This window comes from Metabacillus malikii, from assembly GCF_030813355.1.
Taxonomy (GTDB): Bacteria; Bacillota; Bacilli; order Bacillales; family Bacillaceae; genus Metabacillus; species Metabacillus malikii.
The window spans coordinates 148,150-168,448 of sequence record NZ_JAUSUD010000006.1; the positions used below are offsets into that span (position 1 = coordinate 148,150).

At 35.0% G+C, this 20,299-nt stretch carries 21 protein-coding genes; all 21 read right to left on the minus strand.

Going from position 1 to position 20,299, the window contains the following annotated elements; all coding sequences use genetic code 11:
• Positions 1-569: 569 nt before the first annotated feature.
• Positions 570-1,439: a DNA-processing protein DprA gene (gene dprA, locus J2S19_RS08415; protein ID WP_307340009.1), complete on the minus strand. Its 870-nt coding sequence runs from the start codon at positions 1,437-1,439 to the stop codon at positions 570-572.
• 169 nt (positions 1,440-1,608) lie between these two features.
• On the minus strand, positions 1,609-2,511 hold the full coding sequence (sucD, locus tag J2S19_RS08420; protein ID WP_307340012.1) for a succinate--CoA ligase subunit alpha: 903 nt from the start codon (positions 2,509-2,511) through the stop codon (positions 1,609-1,611).
• An 18-nt stretch (positions 2,512-2,529) separates the two neighbouring features.
• Positions 2,530-3,690: an ADP-forming succinate--CoA ligase subunit beta gene (gene sucC, locus J2S19_RS08425; RefSeq protein ID WP_307340015.1), complete on the minus strand. Its 1,161-nt coding sequence runs from the start codon at positions 3,688-3,690 to the stop codon at positions 2,530-2,532.
• A gap of 155 nt (positions 3,691-3,845) precedes the next feature.
• A complete protein-coding gene (locus tag J2S19_RS08430; protein ID WP_307340018.1) occupies positions 3,846-4,121 on the minus strand; it encodes an EscU/YscU/HrcU family type III secretion system export apparatus switch protein in 276 nt (91 codons plus the stop codon).
• On the minus strand, positions 4,118-5,674 hold the full coding sequence (locus J2S19_RS08435) for a hypothetical protein (protein WP_307340021.1): 1,557 nt from the start codon (positions 5,672-5,674) through the stop codon (positions 4,118-4,120). Before J2S19_RS08435 ends, J2S19_RS08430 begins: the two co-directional genes overlap by 4 nt.
• Before the next feature lie 22 nt (positions 5,675-5,696).
• Positions 5,697-6,461 carry a ribonuclease HII gene (gene rnhB, locus J2S19_RS08440; protein ID WP_370875099.1) on the minus strand — a complete coding sequence of 255 codons (765 nt, stop codon included), beginning with the start codon at positions 6,459-6,461 and terminating at the stop codon, positions 5,697-5,699.
• A 164-nt stretch (positions 6,462-6,625) separates the two neighbouring features.
• Positions 6,626-7,486 (minus strand): ribosome biogenesis GTPase YlqF, encoded by an 861-nt coding sequence (ylqF, locus tag J2S19_RS08445; protein WP_307340024.1) that lies wholly within the window; start codon positions 7,484-7,486, stop codon positions 6,626-6,628.
• 18 nt (positions 7,487-7,504) lie between these two features.
• The gene (gene lepB, locus J2S19_RS08450; RefSeq protein ID WP_307340027.1) at positions 7,505-8,053 is read right to left on the minus strand and encodes a signal peptidase I; all 549 of its coding nucleotides are present in this window, start codon (positions 8,051-8,053) and stop codon (positions 7,505-7,507) included.
• A gap of 273 nt (positions 8,054-8,326) precedes the next feature.
• Entirely contained in the window at positions 8,327-8,671 is a 345-nt protein-coding gene (gene rplS, locus J2S19_RS08455) for a 50S ribosomal protein L19 (RefSeq protein ID WP_307340029.1), read from the minus strand.
• 134 nt (positions 8,672-8,805) lie between these two features.
• Positions 8,806-9,540: a tRNA (guanosine(37)-N1)-methyltransferase TrmD gene (gene trmD / locus J2S19_RS08460; RefSeq protein WP_307340031.1), complete on the minus strand. Its 735-nt coding sequence runs from the start codon at positions 9,538-9,540 to the stop codon at positions 8,806-8,808.
• Positions 9,537-10,061, minus strand: coding sequence for a ribosome maturation factor RimM (gene rimM, locus J2S19_RS08465; protein WP_307340034.1), 525 nt, complete (start codon positions 10,059-10,061; stop codon positions 9,537-9,539). The genes trmD and rimM overlap by 4 nt, the downstream gene beginning before the upstream one ends.
• Positions 10,062-10,066: 5 nt before the next feature.
• On the minus strand, positions 10,067-10,447 hold the full coding sequence (locus J2S19_RS08470) for a YlqD family protein (RefSeq protein ID WP_307340037.1): 381 nt from the start codon (positions 10,445-10,447) through the stop codon (positions 10,067-10,069).
• Positions 10,448-10,758: 311 nt separating this feature from the next.
• A complete protein-coding gene (locus J2S19_RS08475; RefSeq protein WP_307340040.1) occupies positions 10,759-10,989 on the minus strand; it encodes a KH domain-containing protein in 231 nt (76 codons plus the stop codon).
• Positions 10,990-11,003: 14 nt separating this feature from the next.
• Positions 11,004-11,276 carry a 30S ribosomal protein S16 gene (gene rpsP / locus J2S19_RS08480; protein WP_307340043.1) on the minus strand — a complete coding sequence of 91 codons (273 nt, stop codon included), beginning with the start codon at positions 11,274-11,276 and terminating at the stop codon, positions 11,004-11,006.
• 154 nt (positions 11,277-11,430) lie between these two features.
• The gene (ffh, locus tag J2S19_RS08485) at positions 11,431-12,771 is read right to left on the minus strand and encodes a signal recognition particle protein (protein ID WP_307340046.1); all 1,341 of its coding nucleotides are present in this window, start codon (positions 12,769-12,771) and stop codon (positions 11,431-11,433) included.
• Positions 12,772-12,783: 12 nt separating this feature from the next.
• A complete protein-coding gene (locus J2S19_RS08490) occupies positions 12,784-13,116 on the minus strand; it encodes a putative DNA-binding protein (protein WP_307340049.1) in 333 nt (110 codons plus the stop codon).
• Positions 13,117-13,343: 227 nt separating this feature from the next.
• The gene (gene ftsY, locus J2S19_RS08495; protein WP_307340051.1) at positions 13,344-14,345 is read right to left on the minus strand and encodes a signal recognition particle-docking protein FtsY; all 1,002 of its coding nucleotides are present in this window, start codon (positions 14,343-14,345) and stop codon (positions 13,344-13,346) included.
• Positions 14,346-14,359: 14 nt separating this feature from the next.
• Positions 14,360-17,926 (minus strand): chromosome segregation protein SMC, encoded by a 3,567-nt coding sequence (gene smc / locus J2S19_RS08500; protein ID WP_307340053.1) that lies wholly within the window; start codon positions 17,924-17,926, stop codon positions 14,360-14,362.
• A gap of 296 nt (positions 17,927-18,222) precedes the next feature.
• Positions 18,223-18,966: a ribonuclease III gene (rnc, locus tag J2S19_RS08505; RefSeq protein ID WP_307340056.1), complete on the minus strand. Its 744-nt coding sequence runs from the start codon at positions 18,964-18,966 to the stop codon at positions 18,223-18,225.
• Between the two features lie 204 nt (positions 18,967-19,170).
• Positions 19,171-19,404, minus strand: a complete 234-nt coding sequence (gene acpP, locus J2S19_RS08510) for an acyl carrier protein (protein ID WP_095298738.1) — start codon at positions 19,402-19,404, stop codon at positions 19,171-19,173.
• Between the two features lie 153 nt (positions 19,405-19,557).
• Positions 19,558-20,298 carry a 3-oxoacyl-[acyl-carrier-protein] reductase gene (fabG, locus tag J2S19_RS08515; RefSeq protein ID WP_307340059.1) on the minus strand — a complete coding sequence of 247 codons (741 nt, stop codon included), beginning with the start codon at positions 20,296-20,298 and terminating at the stop codon, positions 19,558-19,560.
• Between the last annotated feature and the right edge of the window lies 1 nt (position 20,299).

The following is a 20,299-nucleotide window of genomic DNA, read 5'->3' on the forward strand; positions in this document are numbered from 1 at the left end:
TAATTATTCGTTTCCTATTGCTGACTCGAAGTGATGATAGCTAATATCCTCTACAGCTATATTCACAATCTCTTTAAGAGCCAAAAGTGTCTTTTAAAATTATTAATTTTGTATTGAATGGTTATTTTTTTATGGGATAAATTGTTTCACAACAGCATCACAATATTTACAATTAAATTCTATTATTAGAATATGACATTCATATAAGTAGAAAAAAGGTAGCTTTTACAAATTAGTAAAAATAACCAACTAATTGTTGTTATAAATCTCCACTATTATTAAATATTCTTATATGTTTTGTCAAACATTAATATAATAGATTATTGTATTTCATACGATAATTTTCTGGTATTTATGACTATTTCATGAATTTTTACTATATAAATAAAGCAAATTCGAATGATTTCTGACTAATTAACTTATTATGTTCTTTTTATATTGTTGACAACTTAGTTAACTTAGTTTCATCACGTACAAGACTCAGTCATTAAATAACAACTATAAACCTGTTGTCTCATTTTGTATTTTCTGTTTTAGAATTATTCGAAAAAGAGACTAATAAGTAAAAATTATAATGAAACAAATTCCTCAATGATGTCCAAAGGATGTTGAACTAACTTAGCACCGGATTTAATCAGTTCATTAGTACCTGCACTACATTCATCAAATATTGATCCAGGTATTGCAAATACCTCGCGATTTTGCTCTAATGCTTGATTCGCTGTAATTAATGAACCACTCCTCTTCTTTGCTTGGATAATAATTGTTCCGAGGGACAGCCCACTTATAATCCGGTTTCTCATAGGAAAGTGCCATTTTTGGGGTTCGGTTGAAGGGGTATGTTCTGAAAGAATTAAATGGTTGGCTGCTAACTCACTCGCAAGTTCAATATTTTCTTTAGGATATACGTTATTTAAACCACCTGCAATAACAGCAACTGTTTTACCACCGTCATTTATTGAAGCTTTGTGTGCCAATGTATCGATTCCCTTAGCCATCCCACTTACTATCACCCACCTCTCATACACAAGTGGCTTTAGGATAAATTCTAGAGCTCTCCGTCCGTAAGCTGTAGGATATCTAGTCCCAACAACACTGATCATTAATTTCGTGTTAAGGATGTTTATATTTCCTTTGTAATATAAAAATGGCGGGGGGTCTGGAATTTCTTTTAACAATGGAGGATAGTTAGCATCAAATATAGGCAGGAACGAGATTTTTTCTTGCTTATAGTAATTATATAATGAATTGAAGGACAATGTGAGATATTCGTTTCTTATTAAATGTAACTGCTTATTACTCAAGCCAATATTAGGCCATATATGCTCTGAATCAATAAATTGTAATGTCGGGTCTTTCTTTATTATCTCAAGAAGCAAACGTTGGTTTAAACTTTTACAATGCGATAATAAAAAAAGTTTCTTTGTTACTAAATTCATCTTATCCTCCTTAGTAATTGAAGAATTAAAGGAATTTAATAGGGGTGACCAAAAGAAATCTGACCCCAAAAACAGACACAAAACAATATAAAACAAATACATTACTTTTATACTAGATTCGTGTTTTAGGTGTCAGATTTCTATGTATTAAGTCACCCTCAATATGGTTTTAGTGTGTTTTACATTTATCAAATAACCCTTGCTCTTTAAGAACGCTAATTAATGTTTCACCCATTACTGATGGAGTTTCTGCTACTTTAATACCACAAGCATTCATTGTTTTAATTTTTTCTTCAGCAGTACCTTTTCCTCCTGAAATAATCGCACCAGCATGCCCCATGCGTTTACCTGGAGGTGCGGTTTGGCCACCGATAAAACCGACAACCGGTTTAGTCATATTCGCTTTTACCCACTCTGCTGCTTCTTCCTCAGCGGTACCACCGATTTCACCGATCATAATAACTGCATATGTTTCTTCATCATCATTGAAAGCTTTCAATACATCAATAAAGTTTGTACCATTAACAGGGTCCCCGCCGATACCTACTGCAGTCGATTGACCGATGCCTTCTTGTGACAATTGATGAACTGCTTCATATGTAAGTGTACCAGAACGTGATACGACACCAACATGACCTTTCTTGTGAATGTAGCCTGGCATAATACCAATTTTACATTCTTCAGGTGTAATAACACCAGGACAGTTAGGACCTACAAGTCTAGTATTTTTCCCTTCCATATAGCGTTTCACTTTTACCATATCCATTACAGGAATATGTTCAGTTATACAAATAACTATATCTAGTTCAGCATCTACACCTTCCATAATTGCATCTGCTGCAAATGGAGCAGGAACATAAATAACAGAAGCATTTGCACCTGTCGTTTTCACTGCTTCTTCTACTGTATTAAATACAGGTACACCTTCTACTTCAGTACCACCTTTACCCGGAGTTACTCCACCGACAATATTCGTACCATATTCTAACATTTGCTTAGTATGAAAAAGTGCTGTTGAACCAGTGATACCTTGAACGATAACTTTCGTATCTTTGTTTATAAATACACTCATTTTTGTCCCCTGCCTTTCTTACCCTACTAATGATACGATTTTTTGTGCGCCGTCAGCCATAGATTCTGCAGAAGTTATGTTAAGTCCAGACTCATTCAATATCTGCTTACCTAGCTCTACATTTGTACCTTCTAAACGAACTACTAAAGGAATTTCTAAGCCTACTTGCTTTGTAGCTTCTACGACACCTTCTGCAATAACATCACATTTCATGATTCCGCCAAAGATATTGACAAAAATCCCTTTAACATTTTCATCAGATAAAATGATTTTAAATGCTTCAGTTACCTTTTCAGCAGTTGCACCGCCCCCAACGTCAAGGAAGTTAGCAGGTTCTCCGCCATAGTATTTAATAATATCCATTGTAGACATTGCAAGCCCGGCACCATTTACCATACAACCGATATTTCCATCTAATGAAATATAGCTTAGGTCAAATTTAGATGCTTCAATTTCCTTAGGGTCCTCTTCCTCTAAGTCACGGTATTCAACAATATCTTTATGACGATATAATGCATTTGAATCAAAATTTAATTTAGCATCAAGCGCCATTACATTTCCATCGCCTGTCACAACTAATGGGTTAATTTCAGCTATGGAGCAGTCTTTCTCAACAAATACTTGGTATAAGCCCATCATAAATTTAACAGCTTTCCCAACTAACTCTTTTGGTATATTAATATTAAAAGCTATTCTTCTAGCTTGATAGCCTTGGAGACCAACAGCAGGATCGATCACTTCTTTAAATATTTTTTCAGGTGTCTTCTCTGCAACTTCTTCAATCTCTGTTCCACCTTCTTCAGAAGCCATTAGAACAACACGTGATGTTGCGCGATCTAACACTAGTCCTACATAATATTCTTTTTTAATATCACAGCCTTCTTCAATAAGTAAGCGTTTTACTTCCTTACCTTCAGGACCTGTTTGGTGTGTTACTAACGTTTTTCCGAGAATTTCTTCGGCATATGTACGAGTTTCATCAAGGTTTTTAGCAACTTTTACCCCACCAGCTTTACCGCGTCCACCTGCATGAATTTGCGCTTTCACAACTACTACACTAGTTCCGAGTTCTTTTGCAGCTTCTACTGCTTCTTCAACAGTGAAAGCCACTCGTCCGTTTGGGACTGATACTCCATATTTTCTAAGGAGTTCCTTCCCTTGGTACTCATGGATATTCATTTGCCATCCTCCTAACAAATTTACAAGAATAAAAATATACTGCGCTTTCATTTTATATTAATCTTCGATACATTGTCTACCATTCCGTATAAATTCATCTAGTCATCTAACTAAAAATATTTTATTTTATTAAAAAACATAATTTTAAGATAATATCAATCAAGAACTTTATCCAATTTATAAATAAATGCAAATATTTCAGCGACTGCTTCGTATAGCTCATCAGGGATTTGCTGGTGTATGTCTAATTTTGATAATAATTCAATTAAGGCTGGGTCCTCTTGTATATGAATATTATTTTGCTTTGCCTTTTCTACTATTTTGTCAGCTGCAAGACCATTGCCTTTCGCAATGATTCTTGGAGCTGTTTCTTTACTTGTATCATATCTTAATGCAATTGCTCGTTTTATAATATCTTTCGAATTGTTCATATTTTTAAGTCTACTCCCATATATGAAAATGGATATTCTTTAGTACCTGATTTTAATACTCGCTGTTCATCTATCATCGGTGTTTCTACGAATGGTTTTACTTGAATAGATGAGACGTGATAGTTCATAGTTTTTAAGGCTTCTTTTAAATCTGTACTCGCGCGATTAACTAAAGTAGATAATGTAGGATGGTCATTTTTTATCGTAATTGACATAATACGATTTTGATTTTGAACATCAATCATAATATCGTTAAGTTTCGGTAATTGTAAATAAAAAACAATTCGGCAATAATCTGGGTCAATTTTACCATCTGCTCGTTTCTTACCAGTCCATTGAATCGTTAGGTCAGTTTGATGATTAAGCATAAACAACGGGATTTGTGTAATAAATTGTTGAATTGGCCCATTCTCATTTTGCAATAAAGGTTGACCGTTAAGTCTCAGAATTAATTGATCGATCTGTTCTTTTAAAAGCGGTGGGACTGTATCTCCACTGACAGTAATCAAGTTATTTTTTAATGAATGTAAATCATCAATATTCTCACCCGTTGATAGTTTTTTCCATAATAATAGTTCATCTTTCAATCCTATATTTGCCTCAATTGCTTTAAATAATTGTATGACCTCATCTTTGTTAGTAAATAACGATGCATTAGTTGCTATTTTACCTATCGTTTCCATTTCTTCAAAGGTAAAAAAATGAGGGGTAACATTTTTATGCTTTTCTCCAAGGTTAAACTGAATTGTATCAAATAATACTTGTTGTACTTGATTATTATCAAGTTTGCTAAGTTTTGTATTAATTTGCGTTATTAACTGTTGTTCTGAAGTTGTTATAGTTTTCATTTCAATCGGGTTGTTTAATAATTCAATTATGGTTTTGACAAGTAATTCTGATTGCTGTTGTGTTACATTTTTCAATTGATTTGTTAATATATTTTGGATAGCCGTCTTGTTCTTGACATGTTGTAACTCACTTAACAGTGACTCAATTTGTTCTACTAAAGGTTTTGATGACTGACTTGCCAATATTGACTTAATAATGTTTTCTGTAAGAGGATAATCTTTTTTTACTGCTGTCACGATCGCATCAATTGCATCATCCGTCATATCCTTTGGAAGAACAGTTAATATATCTGTACTAGCTTGAATTTGCTTTTTCGTAATCGGTACATTCTCGTCCATGACCTGATTTATGAATGCCAAATTTTGTTTTGTAGCACGGATTTGGAACATACTTAATAATTGTTTCGCCGTATTCATTTCATTATTAGTCTCACCATGCAATTTCTTCATCATTTTAAGCTGTAATCCAGTATCGGTTGAACCTTTAACTGTAAACCAATAATTTTCATTTGCTTCAATCGCAGTTTCAAGTTGTGCGATTAGCGAGGTCTGTCCTACTTGTATTAGTGCCTTTTGATTAGGAAACAACTTAAGAACATTTCCTAACACAACTTGGTTTTCTTTCAACGTTAACTGGTTCTCTGCATTTGGAATTTGTGACATTGCTTGTTTAAAAAGAGCACTTAATACCGTTGTTTGTTCCATTCTTTCCTCCTATAACTAAAAATTAGAGACTATCACGTACTGGAGCAAAAGATTTCCGATGATGCTTTGTCACTCCAAATTGTTTTAAGGCTTCAAGGTGGATTTTTGTTCCGTAGCCCATATTTTGGTCAAATCCATATTCTTTATATTTCTTAGCGATATCTACCATAATCCTGTCACGTGTCACCTTTGCAATAACAGAGCTAGCTGCAATCGAAATGCTTTTTTGGTCTCCTTTAATGATTGATTGTTGTGTAATTGGTACATCTAATTTCATCGCGTCTATTAACAAGTAGTCTGGAGCAAATTGTAAGTCCTCAATAGCCAATTTCATTGCATGTTTAGTCGCCTCGTATATATTTAATTCATCAATTTTAGGAGCAGAGACAATACCAATTCCGATTGAAACAGCGTTTTCCTTAATTAACTCAAAAAATGTTTCTCTAGCAGAAATTGATAGTTTTTTAGAGTCTGTTAATCCAGGTAAATAGCAATTATCATTTAAAATAACAGCTGCAGCAACAACTGGACCAGCTAATGGGCCACGGCCTACCTCATCAATTCCCGCTATTAAACGATGTCCTTTTTGCTTTGCTTGTTGTTCATAGTGAAGCATTTGGTGAAATTGCTCGTGCAATCTCTTTTCATGTTCGTATTGTTTTATCCATTTAGTTACAAGTTGTTGAACCCCTTTTCGACTGTCAGCCTTGCATTCCTCAATAAATGGGTCCTCAATCGTTTTTGTGTTAGCTAATTTTATCTGGATTTCTTTTGTCGTTAATTGCATTATTTCATCACCTTACATATCCTTATATATCTATTATCGGTATTAATTTTTATATATGTAGATTCATATTCCAACTTACTAAGTCATTCATTTCGTATATATTTTTTCCACTTTCCAGTTGCGTCCCAAATAAAAAACCCGCATTTAATTGCGAGTCTTAATCTTTATATTTCTTGATACTCTGTAGGTGTTTCGAAAGAAAGTCTGCCTAATTTATCAGCACGAATTTCTCTAAGAACGAGTTCTGAAGTCTTATCATAATCAATATAGCCCCCAGACATCACACAGCCGCGTTTCTTGGCGATTTCATCGAAGAGTTCTACAATATCTTCAGGAAGCTCCTCTAAGCCATACCGTTCCAATAGCCGCTTTGGATAGTGTTCCTTTAAAAAATTCAGAGCAAATACAGTAATTTCTTGTAAATTTAAAATTGTATCTTTAATTGCACCCGTTGTTGCTAGCTTAAAACCAACCATCTCATCCTCAAACTTCGGCCATAATATCCCAGGTGTATCAAGCAGTTCAAGTTCTTTACCGACTTTTACCCATTGCTGAGCAGTCGTTACACCTGGTCTGTCACCAGTTTTCGTAATATTTCGCTTAGCTAGCCGGTTAATCAATGTTGATTTTCCTACATTTGGTATACCAATGATAAGCGCTCGTATCGCTCTTGGTTTAATTCCTTTTGCAGCCATTTTATCAAATTTTTCTTTTAATAACTCTTTTGATAAGGATGTTATTTGTTTTAATCCTGTTCCATTTTGAGCGTCAATTGCAATTGCAGCTATATCCTTATCTTTAAAATAATTTAACCATTTCTTAGTTGTTGCTTCATCTGCCTTGTCCGCTTTATTTAATAAAACAATTCGAGGCTTTGAAGATACAATTTCGTCAATCATCGGATTTCTTGAGGACATTGGTATTCTAGCATCAACAAGTTCAAAAACAATATCAATTAGTTTTAGTTTTTCTGTTACTTGCCTCCGCGCTTTTGCCATATGACCAGGAAACCATTGAATTGTCATGTTTACACCTTCTTTTCACTATTCGAATCTAAAGCTTGAAACTGGCCAATACACGATGCTTGCCTTACCCATCACTTGATTCATTGGTACTGTTCCGATATGTCTGCTATCTTTACTTTGTCTGCGGTTATCACCCATGACAAAAATATGCCCTTCTGGAACTGTTTCTTTACCAGTTATTCTTTCTAATTTGAATGGTTCTGTTAAAGGGCCATCTATTAATTGCTTTTTATATTGGTCTAGATAAGGTTCATCATATTCTTTTCCATTAATATAGAGTGTATCATCTATGTATTCAACATCATCACCAGGCAAACCTATGACACGTTTAATATAATCCTTTTCAGCTGTTGCATGGAAAACGATAATATCAAAACGTTTTGGTTTACCCACTTTATATGCAAATTTATTAACAATCATTCGGTCCTGAGAGTGTAATGTTGGCATCATTGAATAGCCATCTACTACAATCGGAGCAAAAAAGAAGTATCTTATTATAGCAGCTAACAGCATGGCTATCACAAGAGCTTTGAGCCAGTCAAAGATTTCATTTTTCTTTTTTGTCATATATACACCTACTCTAGTCAATAATTATGACCTCAGTCTATTCCTACTATTCCCCTTATCAAGCCGAAATACTAGCTAATCAAAACTATCGTTATTTTTAAAATATTACCTCTATAATCATTTGGTATTGATCCGACATGCTTTCTTTTAAAAAGGCCTAAAGAAACGAGTCAAAGATAAAAAGGAGCTTGTATATAAACAAGCTCCTTTTCATTATACGGACAGCAGCCTGCTACTGCCATATATTTTTGACTTAGTAAGAACTAAGCTATCTTATCGAATTTCTTTAATACGTGCAGCTTTACCACGTAATTTACGTAGGTAATAAAGTTTCGCACGGCGAACTTTACCGCGACGCATAACTTCTAATTTCGCGATTTTAGGTGTGTGTACAGGGAATGTACGCTCAACACCAACTCCGTAAGAAATCTTACGAACAGTGAAAGTTTCGCTAATTCCACCACCACGACGCTTAATCACAACACCTTCAAATATCTGAATACGCTCACGAGTACCCTCAACAACTTTAACGTGTACACGTACTGTATCTCCAGGACGGAAAGAAGGTAAATCTGTTTTTAATTGTTCTTTTGTGATTTCTTCAATTAGTTTTTGCATCGTTTTCAACTCCTTCCAACAGATGCTCATTCCAATATTACTCATTGCAGCGGAACATCGTTTTACAGACTACTAACAGTGGGTTAGTAAGTCACGAGATTTATCTTACCATAATGAATCATTGAAAACAATAGCTAGTTCTGATTTTTCCATTGTTTTATTAAAGATTTTTGTTTTTCTGTTAAAGGATATGTCTCTAATAAATCTGGTCTTCTAAAATAGGTTCTTCGTAAAGATTCTGTTTCGCGCCATTCCGCTATTTTTTTATGATCCCCTGAAACAAGCACATCAGGCACTTTATATCCATTAAAGTCAGCAGGTCTTGTATAATGAGGGTGCTCTAGAAGACCCGAGCTATAAGAATCTAGTATCGGTGAATCCTCATTACCTAACACGCCTGGTAACAGTCGGACAACACTATCAGCGATAACCATAGACGCAAGTTCCCCACCAGTTAGAACAAAATCCCCAATGGAAATCTCCTCTGTCACGAGATGTTCCCTTATTCGCTCATCGTATCCCTCATAATGTCCACAAATAAATAACAGATGCTCCTCTTTTGATAATTCCTCTGCTTTTTTTTGTGTATATCTTTCACCTTGTGGACAAACAAGAATCACTTTTGGTGCTGTTTTCGTTTCCTTTTTAATTGATTCTACTGCACTAAAGATAGGTTGTGGTTTTAAGACCATCCCAGCCCCGCCACCGTATGGGTAATCATCGACCGTTTTATGCTTATTATCTGAGAATTCCCTGAAGTTAATGACACGAAATTGTACAGCATCCTTTTCTTGAGCCTTTTTTAAGATTGATTCATTTAATATTCCTTCAAACATACTCGGAAACAATGTTAAAAAGTCAATTCTCATAAATCCAATAATCCTTCCATTGGGCTAATGATTACTTGTTTATTTTCAATGCTAATTTCTTTAACAATTTCATCAATATAAGGGACCAATAAATCCTTACCTACTCTACGCTTAACTACCCAGACGTCGTTTGCTCCAGTAGATAAAATTTCACGAATTGTACCAATTTCTTCGCCTTGATCTGTTATCATTTTACAACCAATAATTTCATGAAAGTAATATTCACCGTCATCTAATTCTGACAATTGCTCTTCTGAGACTTTAAGCAATGACCCTTTAAACTGTTCAACGTCTTGTATTGAATTCAATCCTTCGAACGTTAGAAGATCAAAGTTTTTATGTACACGATGACTTTCAACTTTTACTTCGATCGGTTGGTTATCATCATCCTTGAATATGTATAGTATATTACCCGGTTCATACCTTTCATCAGCAAAATCAGTTTTTGAGATAACACGGACTTCTCCTCTAATCCCATGTGTATTTACAATCTTCCCAACATTAAACCATTTTTCGGTCATTTTCTTCACCTCAATCGTATTTGTTCAACAATTCCATCACGTATGACAATCGTCTTCTCACCCATTAACTCATCCCAATTGTCTCCTATATTTATATCCACTACAGCTTGAACTTCTTTCTCTTTTAACTCACTACCAATTGGTAATGTATTCATTTGCTCTAATTGAAATTCTACCAATTTTATTTTCTCACGTCGTTTATCTATTTCTTTTAAAAATTGACTAGCTAACTGCTTACTAGTTTTTTCGATCTTTTTATATTCAAAATACAACTGGTCACACTCTTGCTCTAGTAATTGCTTTTTATTTAAAAAATGTGTTGTTAGTTCTTTTTTACTTTTCTCTGTCAAAACTTGCTTAACGGTCACTTGGTGGAGTATATACATTATTCTTCCTCCCCTTTATATACTTCATACTAAGCATACACGAGTGAAAGTCAACTTTATGACGATAGCTTCTTTTCTCGAACCTTCGTATCCTATAAATTGATGAAGTTTGCGTTCGGTAGATTACTGGATTATTATGAGCACCTTTGGCATAAAACGTACCCATACATTTTACCTCTCCTACATATTCCTATCTTTCAGGAGTCTCAAACTAATCCTATCAGCCTATGTACAATTGTATAAATTATCAGTTTTCAGAAAAGTTTTAAAAAATAATACAAAAAAGGGGGAGGACTCCTCCTCACCCTTTTTTAGTCATTAATTTCAAGTTGAACTCGTTTAGATGAATTAGAACTCGCTGCATAAACAACAGTTCGAATCGCTTTTGCTATACGTCCTTGTTTACCAATTACCTTGCCAATGTCACATTTATCAACACTTAGGCGATAGGTAACTTGTTTATCTGTTTCCAGTTCAGTAATCACCATTTTATCTGGAGCATCTACAAGTGGTGTAACAATTGCTTCGATTAATTCCTTCATCTCATTCACAGTCATTACTTGCTATTTTTTGCGTTATGGAATTTCTCCATGATACCTTGTTTAGAGAACAAGTTACGCACTGTATCAGATGGTTTAGCACCATCTTGCATCCATTTCAACGCTAGTTCTTCGTTGATTTTAACTTCTGCAGGTTGAGCAACTGGATTATAAGTTCCAACTACTTCAATATAACGTCCATCACGTGGTGAACGAGAATCTGCTACTACAATACGATAAAAAGGAGATTTTTTTGCTCCCATACGTTTTAAACGAATTTTTACTGCCATTTTTAAAGCACCTCCGAAAATGTTTCAACAAGATAGTATATTATCAAAGTTTTTTCACGATGTAAAGGTTTTTTTCTTGTCAGAAGAAAATTACCTTTAAAAATACATATATTAGGTACGTTTTCGCATATTTTATCGAAAACAACCCTCTCCATTACATGAATGGAAACTTAATTCCTTTTTTCTTACCCTTCGTCATGGACGTCATTTGCTTCATCATTTTCTTCATATCTTCAAACTGTTTTAATAGACGGTTTACCTCTTGGACAGATGTACCGCTACCTTTTGCAATTCGTTTCTTACGTGAAGCGTTCATGATTTCAGGGTTTTGCTTTTCAGCTTTAGTCATTGATTTGATGATTGCCTCAACATGACTTATTTGTTTCTCGTCTACTTGGACATTTTTTAACCCCTTCATTTTGTTTGCACCAGGGAGCATGCCAAGTAAATCTTCTAAAGGACCCATATTACGAACTTGTCCGAGCTGTTCTAAGAAATCATCAAATGTAAATGAGGCAGTCCTCATTTTTTGTTCGAGTTCCTTAGCCTTCTCAGCATCAACATTTGTTTGAGCCTTTTCAATTAGGGTTAAGACATCCCCCATACCGAGTATTCTAGATGCCATACGTTCTGGATGAAAAGCTTCAAGTGCATCTAGTTTTTCACCTAAACCTACAAATTTGATCGGTGTCTGAGTAACTGAGCGGATTGATAATGCTGCCCCGCCACGAGTATCACCATCAAGTTTTGTCAAAACAACACCAGTTAGTCCAAGCTGTTCATTAAAACTTTTCGCAACATTCACTGCATCCTGACCCGTCATTGCATCAACGACTAAGAAAATTTCATCAGGTTTTGAAATTTCTTTCACTTTTTCTAGCTCATCCATAAGCGTTTCATCAATGTGCAGACGCCCAGCAGTATCAATTAGGACGTAGTCATGATGTTCAGCTTTCGCAAACTCAAGTGCTTTCGTTGCAATTTCAACTGGACTTACTTGGTCACCTAATGCGAAAACAGGCATGTCTAATTGCTTTCCTAAAGTCTCAAGTTGCTTAATAGCAGCAGGACGATAAATATCCGCAGCAACAAGCAATGGTTTACGATTATATTTTTTTCGTAATAAATTCGCAAGTTTACCAGATGTCGTTGTTTTACCGGCACCTTGTAACCCAACCATCATGATGACTGTAGGTGGTTTATTAGAAACAGCTATTTTACTTTGCTCGCCACCCATTAAATCTGTTAACTCTTCTTTTACAACCTTAATTACTTGTTGGCCTGGGGTTAAGCTTTTCATTACCTCTTGACCAACAGCACGTTCACTTACGCGTTTTATGAAGTCTTTTACAACTTTAAAGTTAACATCTGCTTCTAAAAGTGCGAGGCGAACTTCCCTCATCATTTCTTTTACATCAGCTTCAGAAACTTTCCCTTTACCGCGTATTTTCGCCATCGTATTTTGCAGTCGGTCGGCTAATCCTTCAAATGCCATAAATGCCGCCTCCTAATCCAATTTCTCAAGTTCAACTAGCAATGCTTCAATCTCGTTTGTTTTCTCATGTGAGACCGTGTACTTGCGTAATTTTGTCATTATCTCTTGACGTCGTTGGAATTTTTGGAATAATAATAGCTTTTCTTCATATTGCTCCAGCATTGCTTCAGTACGTTTAATGTTGTCATAGACAGCTTGTCTGCTAACATTATACTCTTCCGCAATTTCACCAAGGGAGTAATCATCCAAATAATATAACGACATATAGCTTTTTTGCTTAGGCGTTAACAACGATTGATAAAAATCAAACAAATAATTAAGCCTAGTCGTTTTTTCAAGCATCATGTCGTCTCACTCCTTTGTTAAGTGAATTACCTTTACACTTTAATAGTCTACAATCCTAATATTGCCTTGTCAAGTATTGTTTTAATTGAATACGAAAAAGAGGCTGACCCCCATTTGTAGGTCAGCAATCTTTTAGCTATAAAAGCAAAGTAAGCATGTTTCATAACGCTGAAAAGAGAATTGATTTTCTGAATCATACGTTTAAAGTAATTCTCAGTTCATAGTGTCTAACTAGATTGTTCATCTTGCTCTTCAATGATACTTGAAAATAAACTATAAACATACTGAGCTGTATTAAACTGCTGAAGGTCATCCATCTTTTCACCTAATCCAACGAGCTTAACAGGAATATTTAGTTCTGATTTAATCGCTAATACGATTCCACCTTTGGCGGTACCATCTAGTTTCGTCAGGACGATTCCAGTTACATTTGTAGCTTGAGAGAATTGTTTTGCTTGTGTCATCGCATTTTGTCCTGTCGTAGCATCTAAAACGAGTAACACTTCATGTGGAGCCCCAGGTATTTCTTTTTCAATAACTCGTTTTACTTTTTCTAGCTCTTTCATAAGATTTACTTTATTTTGCAGTCTACCAGCTGTATCACAAAGTAAAACATCAACCTTACGTGCTTTTGCAGCCTGAACAGCATCATACATTACAGCCGCAGGATCTGAACCTTCAGATTGTTTAATGACATCAACACCTACACGTTCTCCCCATACTTCCAACTGTTCTATAGCACCAGCTCTAAATGTGTCCCCAGCAGCCAAAAGGACAGATTTTCCTTCACTTTTTAATTTATGTGCCAATTTACCGATCGTAGTTGTTTTCCCAACACCGTTTACACCTACAAATAATACAACATTTAACTGACCATCTTGAATGTTAAGATTATTATCTTCTTCAGAATTATCGCCTTCGTATATTTCGACTAGCTTCTCAGAAATGACGGCTTGAACATCTTTCGTATCCTGAATATTACGGCGTTTCACTTCCATTTTAAGTTCATCGATTAAATCCATAACCGTAGAAACCCCAACATCAGCTGTAATGAGAAGCTCCTCAAGCTCTTCAAAGAAGTCCTCATCTACCTTACGATATTTTGCTACAAGGTCATTCATTTTTTCCGCAAAGGAGTCTCTTGTTTTCGTTAAGCCTTCTTTGAATTTTTCTGTTACAGCATCTGTCTGTTGCGTAATCTTTTCTTTTAACTTCTTGAAAAAACTCATATTAAAACGTCCTTTCAGCTCGATTGTACTAATTCATTTGTTTCTTCTAGTCTTACCGAAACTAACTTTGAAACTCCAGATTCTTGCATTGTTACACCATATAAAACGTCTGCTTCTTCCATCGTACCCTTCCGATGTGTAATCACAATAAATTGAGTTTCATGACTAAAACTCTTTAAATATTGGGCAAATCGATAGACATTTGCCTCATCAAGTGCTGCTTCAACTTCATCAAGAACACAGAATGGGACAGGTCTAACTTTAATAATGGAAAATAACAAGGCAATTGCTGTTAGTGCCCGTTCGCCACCAGATAATAACCCGAGATTTTGAAGCTTCTTACCAGGCGGTTGTGCGACAATTTCTACCCCTGTATTTAATAAATCGCTTGGGTCTGTTAGCTTTAACTCCGCACGCCCCCCACCGAAAAGTGCTTGAAACACGGGCTGAAATTGGGCACTAATTTCGTAAAACGTCTCTTGGAAACGTTTTTTCATCTCATCATCCATTTCATCAATAACTTGGTAAAGTGTATCCTTAGCTTGTGTTAAATCATCACGCTGTTCTGTTAAAAATGTATAACGTTCATAAACACGCTCAAATTCATCAATCGCGCCTAAATTAACCGTTCCAAGCTCTTCAATTGCCAGTTTAATAAGCTTTACACGTTTCTTAGCTTCGGTTATTTCAACTTCTAGTTTATATTGCTCTTTAGCTGCCTCAAAAGTAAGCATATATTCTTCACGAAGATGATTCAAGCGATTATCGAGCTCAACATCTAATCTGTTTAACTTAACTTCCTCATCTTTTAAACTATCATGAAACTGTTTTTCCCTGCGTTTTAATTCCTTTAATTCTCTTTCTTCATCGTCCAAGTTTGTTTGTAACTGAAGACGTTCTTCCCGTCTAGAAGCAATGAGTTCAATAGTTTTCGTTTTATCTTGGAGTTTTTTCTTTGCTGCTTCTTCAAGTTTTTCTTCTCCTGAAGAGCTAGTGTCCATTTCGGAAGAGAGTAACGAATAGTCATCTTTTACGTCCTTATATTTTTGACTAACTTGATCAAGCTCTTGATTAATCCTCTCAAGCTTCTCTTGCTGATTCTCATACACTTGTTGTTTACTTGCTAAGATGACCTTTAAATCAGTTAACTCATTTTGTAATTCTTCTTTTGATAGTTGTTCTGTTTCTTTCTTTTTCGACATCGCTGATATATCTTCATCGAGTCTTGCTAACTTTTCAGCTAGTGTAACGAGTTTACGATTTAATTCATTTATTCTTGTTTGAAACCTTTCCTTATCTGTTTCAAAAGACATCCGTTCTTCATCATATAATTTTAAATGATCATTTATATTTTTTTCATTTAACTCGATTTCTCTCATTTCACTCCGGACCTGTTGTTCATCGATTCTCAGTTTCTCACCTTCAGAACGAAGTACTTCTAATCTTTGCTCGTGTTCTGTAATCGCTGTTTTCGTTGCTTTAACATCATTTTCTAGTTTAATCGTTTTTTCTTCCATTTCAGCTAACTTTTCATTTATCGTTTCTAACTCTCGTGAGCGGCTTAACAATGAGTTGTTTTTTTGTTTTACAGCTCCACCTGTCATCGAGCCACCAGGATTCACTACATCTCCCGATAGCGTGACGAGACGATAGCGATAATTCATCAGCTTTGCGATCTCATTTGCACCTTTTAAATCAGATGTAACGATAACTGTCCCTAAAAGATTACCAATAATCATTTTATATTTCACATTGTAATTCACTAAGTTTTTAGCAACACCTACAAATGCAGGATGCGATTCAATCATTCTCAAGTCATGTGCATTCAGCAACCGTTCCTTCATAACAGATAAAGGTAAAAAGGTAGCCCGTCCAAATGAATGTTGTTTTAAATATTGTATCGCATTTCTTGCAGCTAACTCATTCTCAACGACCACATGCTGTAGTGAACTACTTAAGGCAATCTCAATTGCTGTTTCATATTGCTTATCTGTCGTAATTAATTCAGCAACTGCTCCGTGAATACCTTCTAGGCGGTCACTTGCTTTTAATATTTCTTTAACACCTTGAAAAAATCCTGCATAATCCTCTTGCATTGATTCTAAAACTTCTTTTCTAGACCTAGTCTGCTGTAGGATTTGATATGCTTGATAAAGTGTTGATTCTTTCTTTTGATAAGCATTTTTTAGATTCTCAAGTTTAGCTTGAGAATCTCGGAAATTTTTTATTTGCTCTGACAGCTGTTTTTCAAGTTGTGAATATCTTTCCTTTATCTTCTCACTTTGATTCGCTATTTGTTCACGCTCTGTTACATATCTCTTATTCGTTTCTAACAATCTTGATTTTTTTATCTCTTGCTGCCCTAGCTGTTCCTCGATATACTGCAATTCGTTTCGTGCAGCCGCTTGTTCGTTTAAGAGATCAAAATAGTCATTCTTTAAATCTTCAATCATTTCAGCAATATTTTGATTATACGTTGCCATAAGCTTCTGCTTTTCTTCAAGTACCTGTTTCATCTCTTTTAATTCTTGCTTCGAGGAATCAAATAATGACTCTTGCACCTTTTTTTCTTGTAGTAAATCATTTTGTCGAGCTGATAGCTCTTTAATTGATTTTTCAAGTTGTTCCTTATTTTGGTGGGCGTTTTTTTTTCGCTCTTTAAGAACTTCTTTTCTTCCCTCTAATTTTTCTAGTTCTTCACTTGCAAATAGAAGAACTTGCTGTAGGTCATTAATTGAATCGTCTAATGCTATAATATGTTCACGAATTTTTTCTACATGTGCTTCTTTCTTTTGTATGCTAGTGGTTAGTTGGAGAACTTGGTCGTTACTTTCTTCAACGGAATTAGCTAAATTTTCGTACTTTTCGTGGAGCTCTTCAATCTCATAAACTGTAAGTGCAACCTCGATATTTTCAAGTTCCTCTTTTTGTTCTAAATAATCTTTCGCAATAGACGCTTGTATTTTTAAGGGCTCTACTTGACTTTCTAACTCATGGAGAATATCTTCAACACGATTTAAATTCTCTTGTGTTTCAGCTAACTTATACTCTGCCTTTTTCTTTCTTGTTTTATATTTTAATACTCCCGCCGCTTCTTCAAATATACTTCTCCGCTCTTCAGCTTTACTGCTTAGTATTTCCTCTACTTTACCTTGACTTATAATAGAGAAAGCCTCTTTTCCAAGACCTGAATCCATGAATAAATCAATAATATCCTTTAATCGGCAGTTTTGTTTATTAATATAAAATTCACTCTCACCAGAGCGGTATACTCTTCTTGTTACACTCACTTCCTGGTAATCAATTGGAAGAAAATGATCTTCATTATCTAACGTAAGTGTAACCTCTGCAACATTTAAACCTTTTCTAGAATCACTACCTGCGAAGATGATATCTTCCATTTTTGTACCACGTAATGATTTGGCAGATTGCTCGCCTAAAACCCAGCGAATTCCATCTGTAATATTACTTTTTCCACTTCCATTGGGTCCTACTACAGCGGTAACACCTTTATCAAAATCAACGGTTACACGTTCAGCAAAGGACTTGAATCCTACAATATCCAATCGTTTGAGGAACATTGTGATCCTCCTTACTATTTCTTCTTATTTAAGGCTCTGTTAAACAGTGATATAATATATATTTGTCTATACAAATCCTTATCATTATCATTGTCATCCATATTAATCTATGACAGATCTTTTCATATTTTATCACAATCTGTCGAGTAAAAGGTGAGTATTTTTATTAATAAAGCATGTGGGAACTAATTAATGAAATATTTATCACTAATCCAAAAGGAAATATAAAAAAGGCCATCTTCATATGCTTATTTAATAAACAAAGGAAATGAATGATAGCCTCTTACTTAATGAGATTATTTATTAATTTGTTGAAGTTTAGATAATGCTTCTTGTGCTGCGTGTTGTTCAGCCTCTTTTTTCGACCTACCACTGCCTGTACCGAATACCTCTCCATTAAGTGATACAGTTGATACAAATTCGCGATTATGAGCCGGGCCTCTTTCATGGAGAATTTTATATTCTAATAAGCCTTTTGAATCTCTTTGCACTAGTTCCTGCAGCTGGCTTTTGAAATCCATTACATGTGAAAATGCACCATCGTTGATTTTTGGTATTACGAAGTCATCTAAAAACTGTACAACAGCGTCTAACCCTTGGTCTAAGTATAAGGCACCGATAAATGCTTCAAATACATCAGCAAGCAATGCAGGGCGTGTACGACCACCCGTCATTTCCTCACCCTTACCTAATAATACTAATGAACCAAAAGATAAAGAGTTAGCAAATGAAACAAGGGAAGGTTCACAAACAATAGCAGCACGTAGCTTTGTTAATTCACCTTCACTCATCATTGGATATTTTTTATATAAAAATTGTGATATCGTTAATTCTAATACTGCATCACCTAAGAATTCTAATCTTTCATTATCCTCATATGGTTTTTTACGATGTTCATTTACATATGAAGAATGTGTGAAAGCCTGATATAATAACTTTTCATTTTCAAAAAAGTGATTTATCCGCTCCTGAAACTTTTTGAATTCTTCTGCCTTTTTTACAAATATTCTTCTCTCTCTATAATTAATATGTTTTGGCATAATAACCTCCATCTTACCTGCATTCGATCGTTCGTAAAAGCGATAAGTCACTCCATAATAAAAGGTAGCGACCTTTAATTATGGAGGGGCTTATGAACTTAACGAATTGTTGTATTTACTTTTATCATTAACCTTCATTTTTATGTAATAGACAAGAGACTGTCATCTTTAACTACCCAAAATGACAGTCTCCTTAATCTAAAATTACTGTTTGCTATTTATGTAGTTAACAGCGTCACCCACTGTACCGATTTTTTCTGCATCTTCATCAGAAATTTCCATATCGAACTCATCTTCAAGTTCCATAACTAATTCAACTACATCAAGGGAATCTGCACCAAGATCATCTTTGAAAGAAGATTCTAATTTTACTTCTGCTTCATCCACACCTAAGCGGTCTACGATAATCTTTGTTACACGTTCTAATACATCTGCCATTATCCTTCACCTCCCCTCAAGTATTATAAGTGAAAAACGAAAGAAAAACTAGGTTTCGTTTAATCATTTTTAAGTTCATTACCATTTACATCTATGTGATGTTATTCTGAAAACGATTAAAAATGTATGTTTTTCTTTTCGATTAATTAATACTTACATGACCATGCCACCATTAATATGGAATGTTTGACCGGTTATGTATTTGCTTTTATCTGAAGCTAAGAATGTAACCATATTTGCAATATCACTTGGCTCACCTAGTTTAGCCAAAGGAATTTGTTTGAGCATCTCTGCTTTTAAATCCTCTGTCAGTTCATCTGTCATATCAGTTGTAATAAATCCTGGTGCAACAGCATTGACAGTAATATTTCTTGACGCAAGTTCCTTTGCTGTCGTTTTCGTTAATCCGATAACTCCAGCTTTAGCTGCAACATAATTTGCCTGACCAGCATTGCCACTAACACCTACTACAGAGGTAATATTAATTATTCGACCATTTCTTTGTTTCATCATTTGACGAGTAACGCCCTTTGTACATAAAAATACACCTTTAAGGTTCGTATTAATGACGTCATCCCATTCTGCTTCTTTCATACGCATTAACAAATTATCGCGTGTAATCCCAGCATTATTTACGAGAATATCAATTTGACCAAAATGACTAATAACTTGTTTAATCATATCAGTAACTGATTCTGAATTCGATACATCTGCTTGAATAGCAATAGCATCGCCACCATTTGCAGTGATTTCTTCCACAACTTCGTTTGCCTTCGCTTCATTTCCTGCATAATTTATGGCAACACTTGCACCATTTTTTGCTAAGTCTAAAGCAATCGCTTTACCAATACCGCGTGATGCACCCGTTACAAGAGCTACCTTTTTATCTAGCATA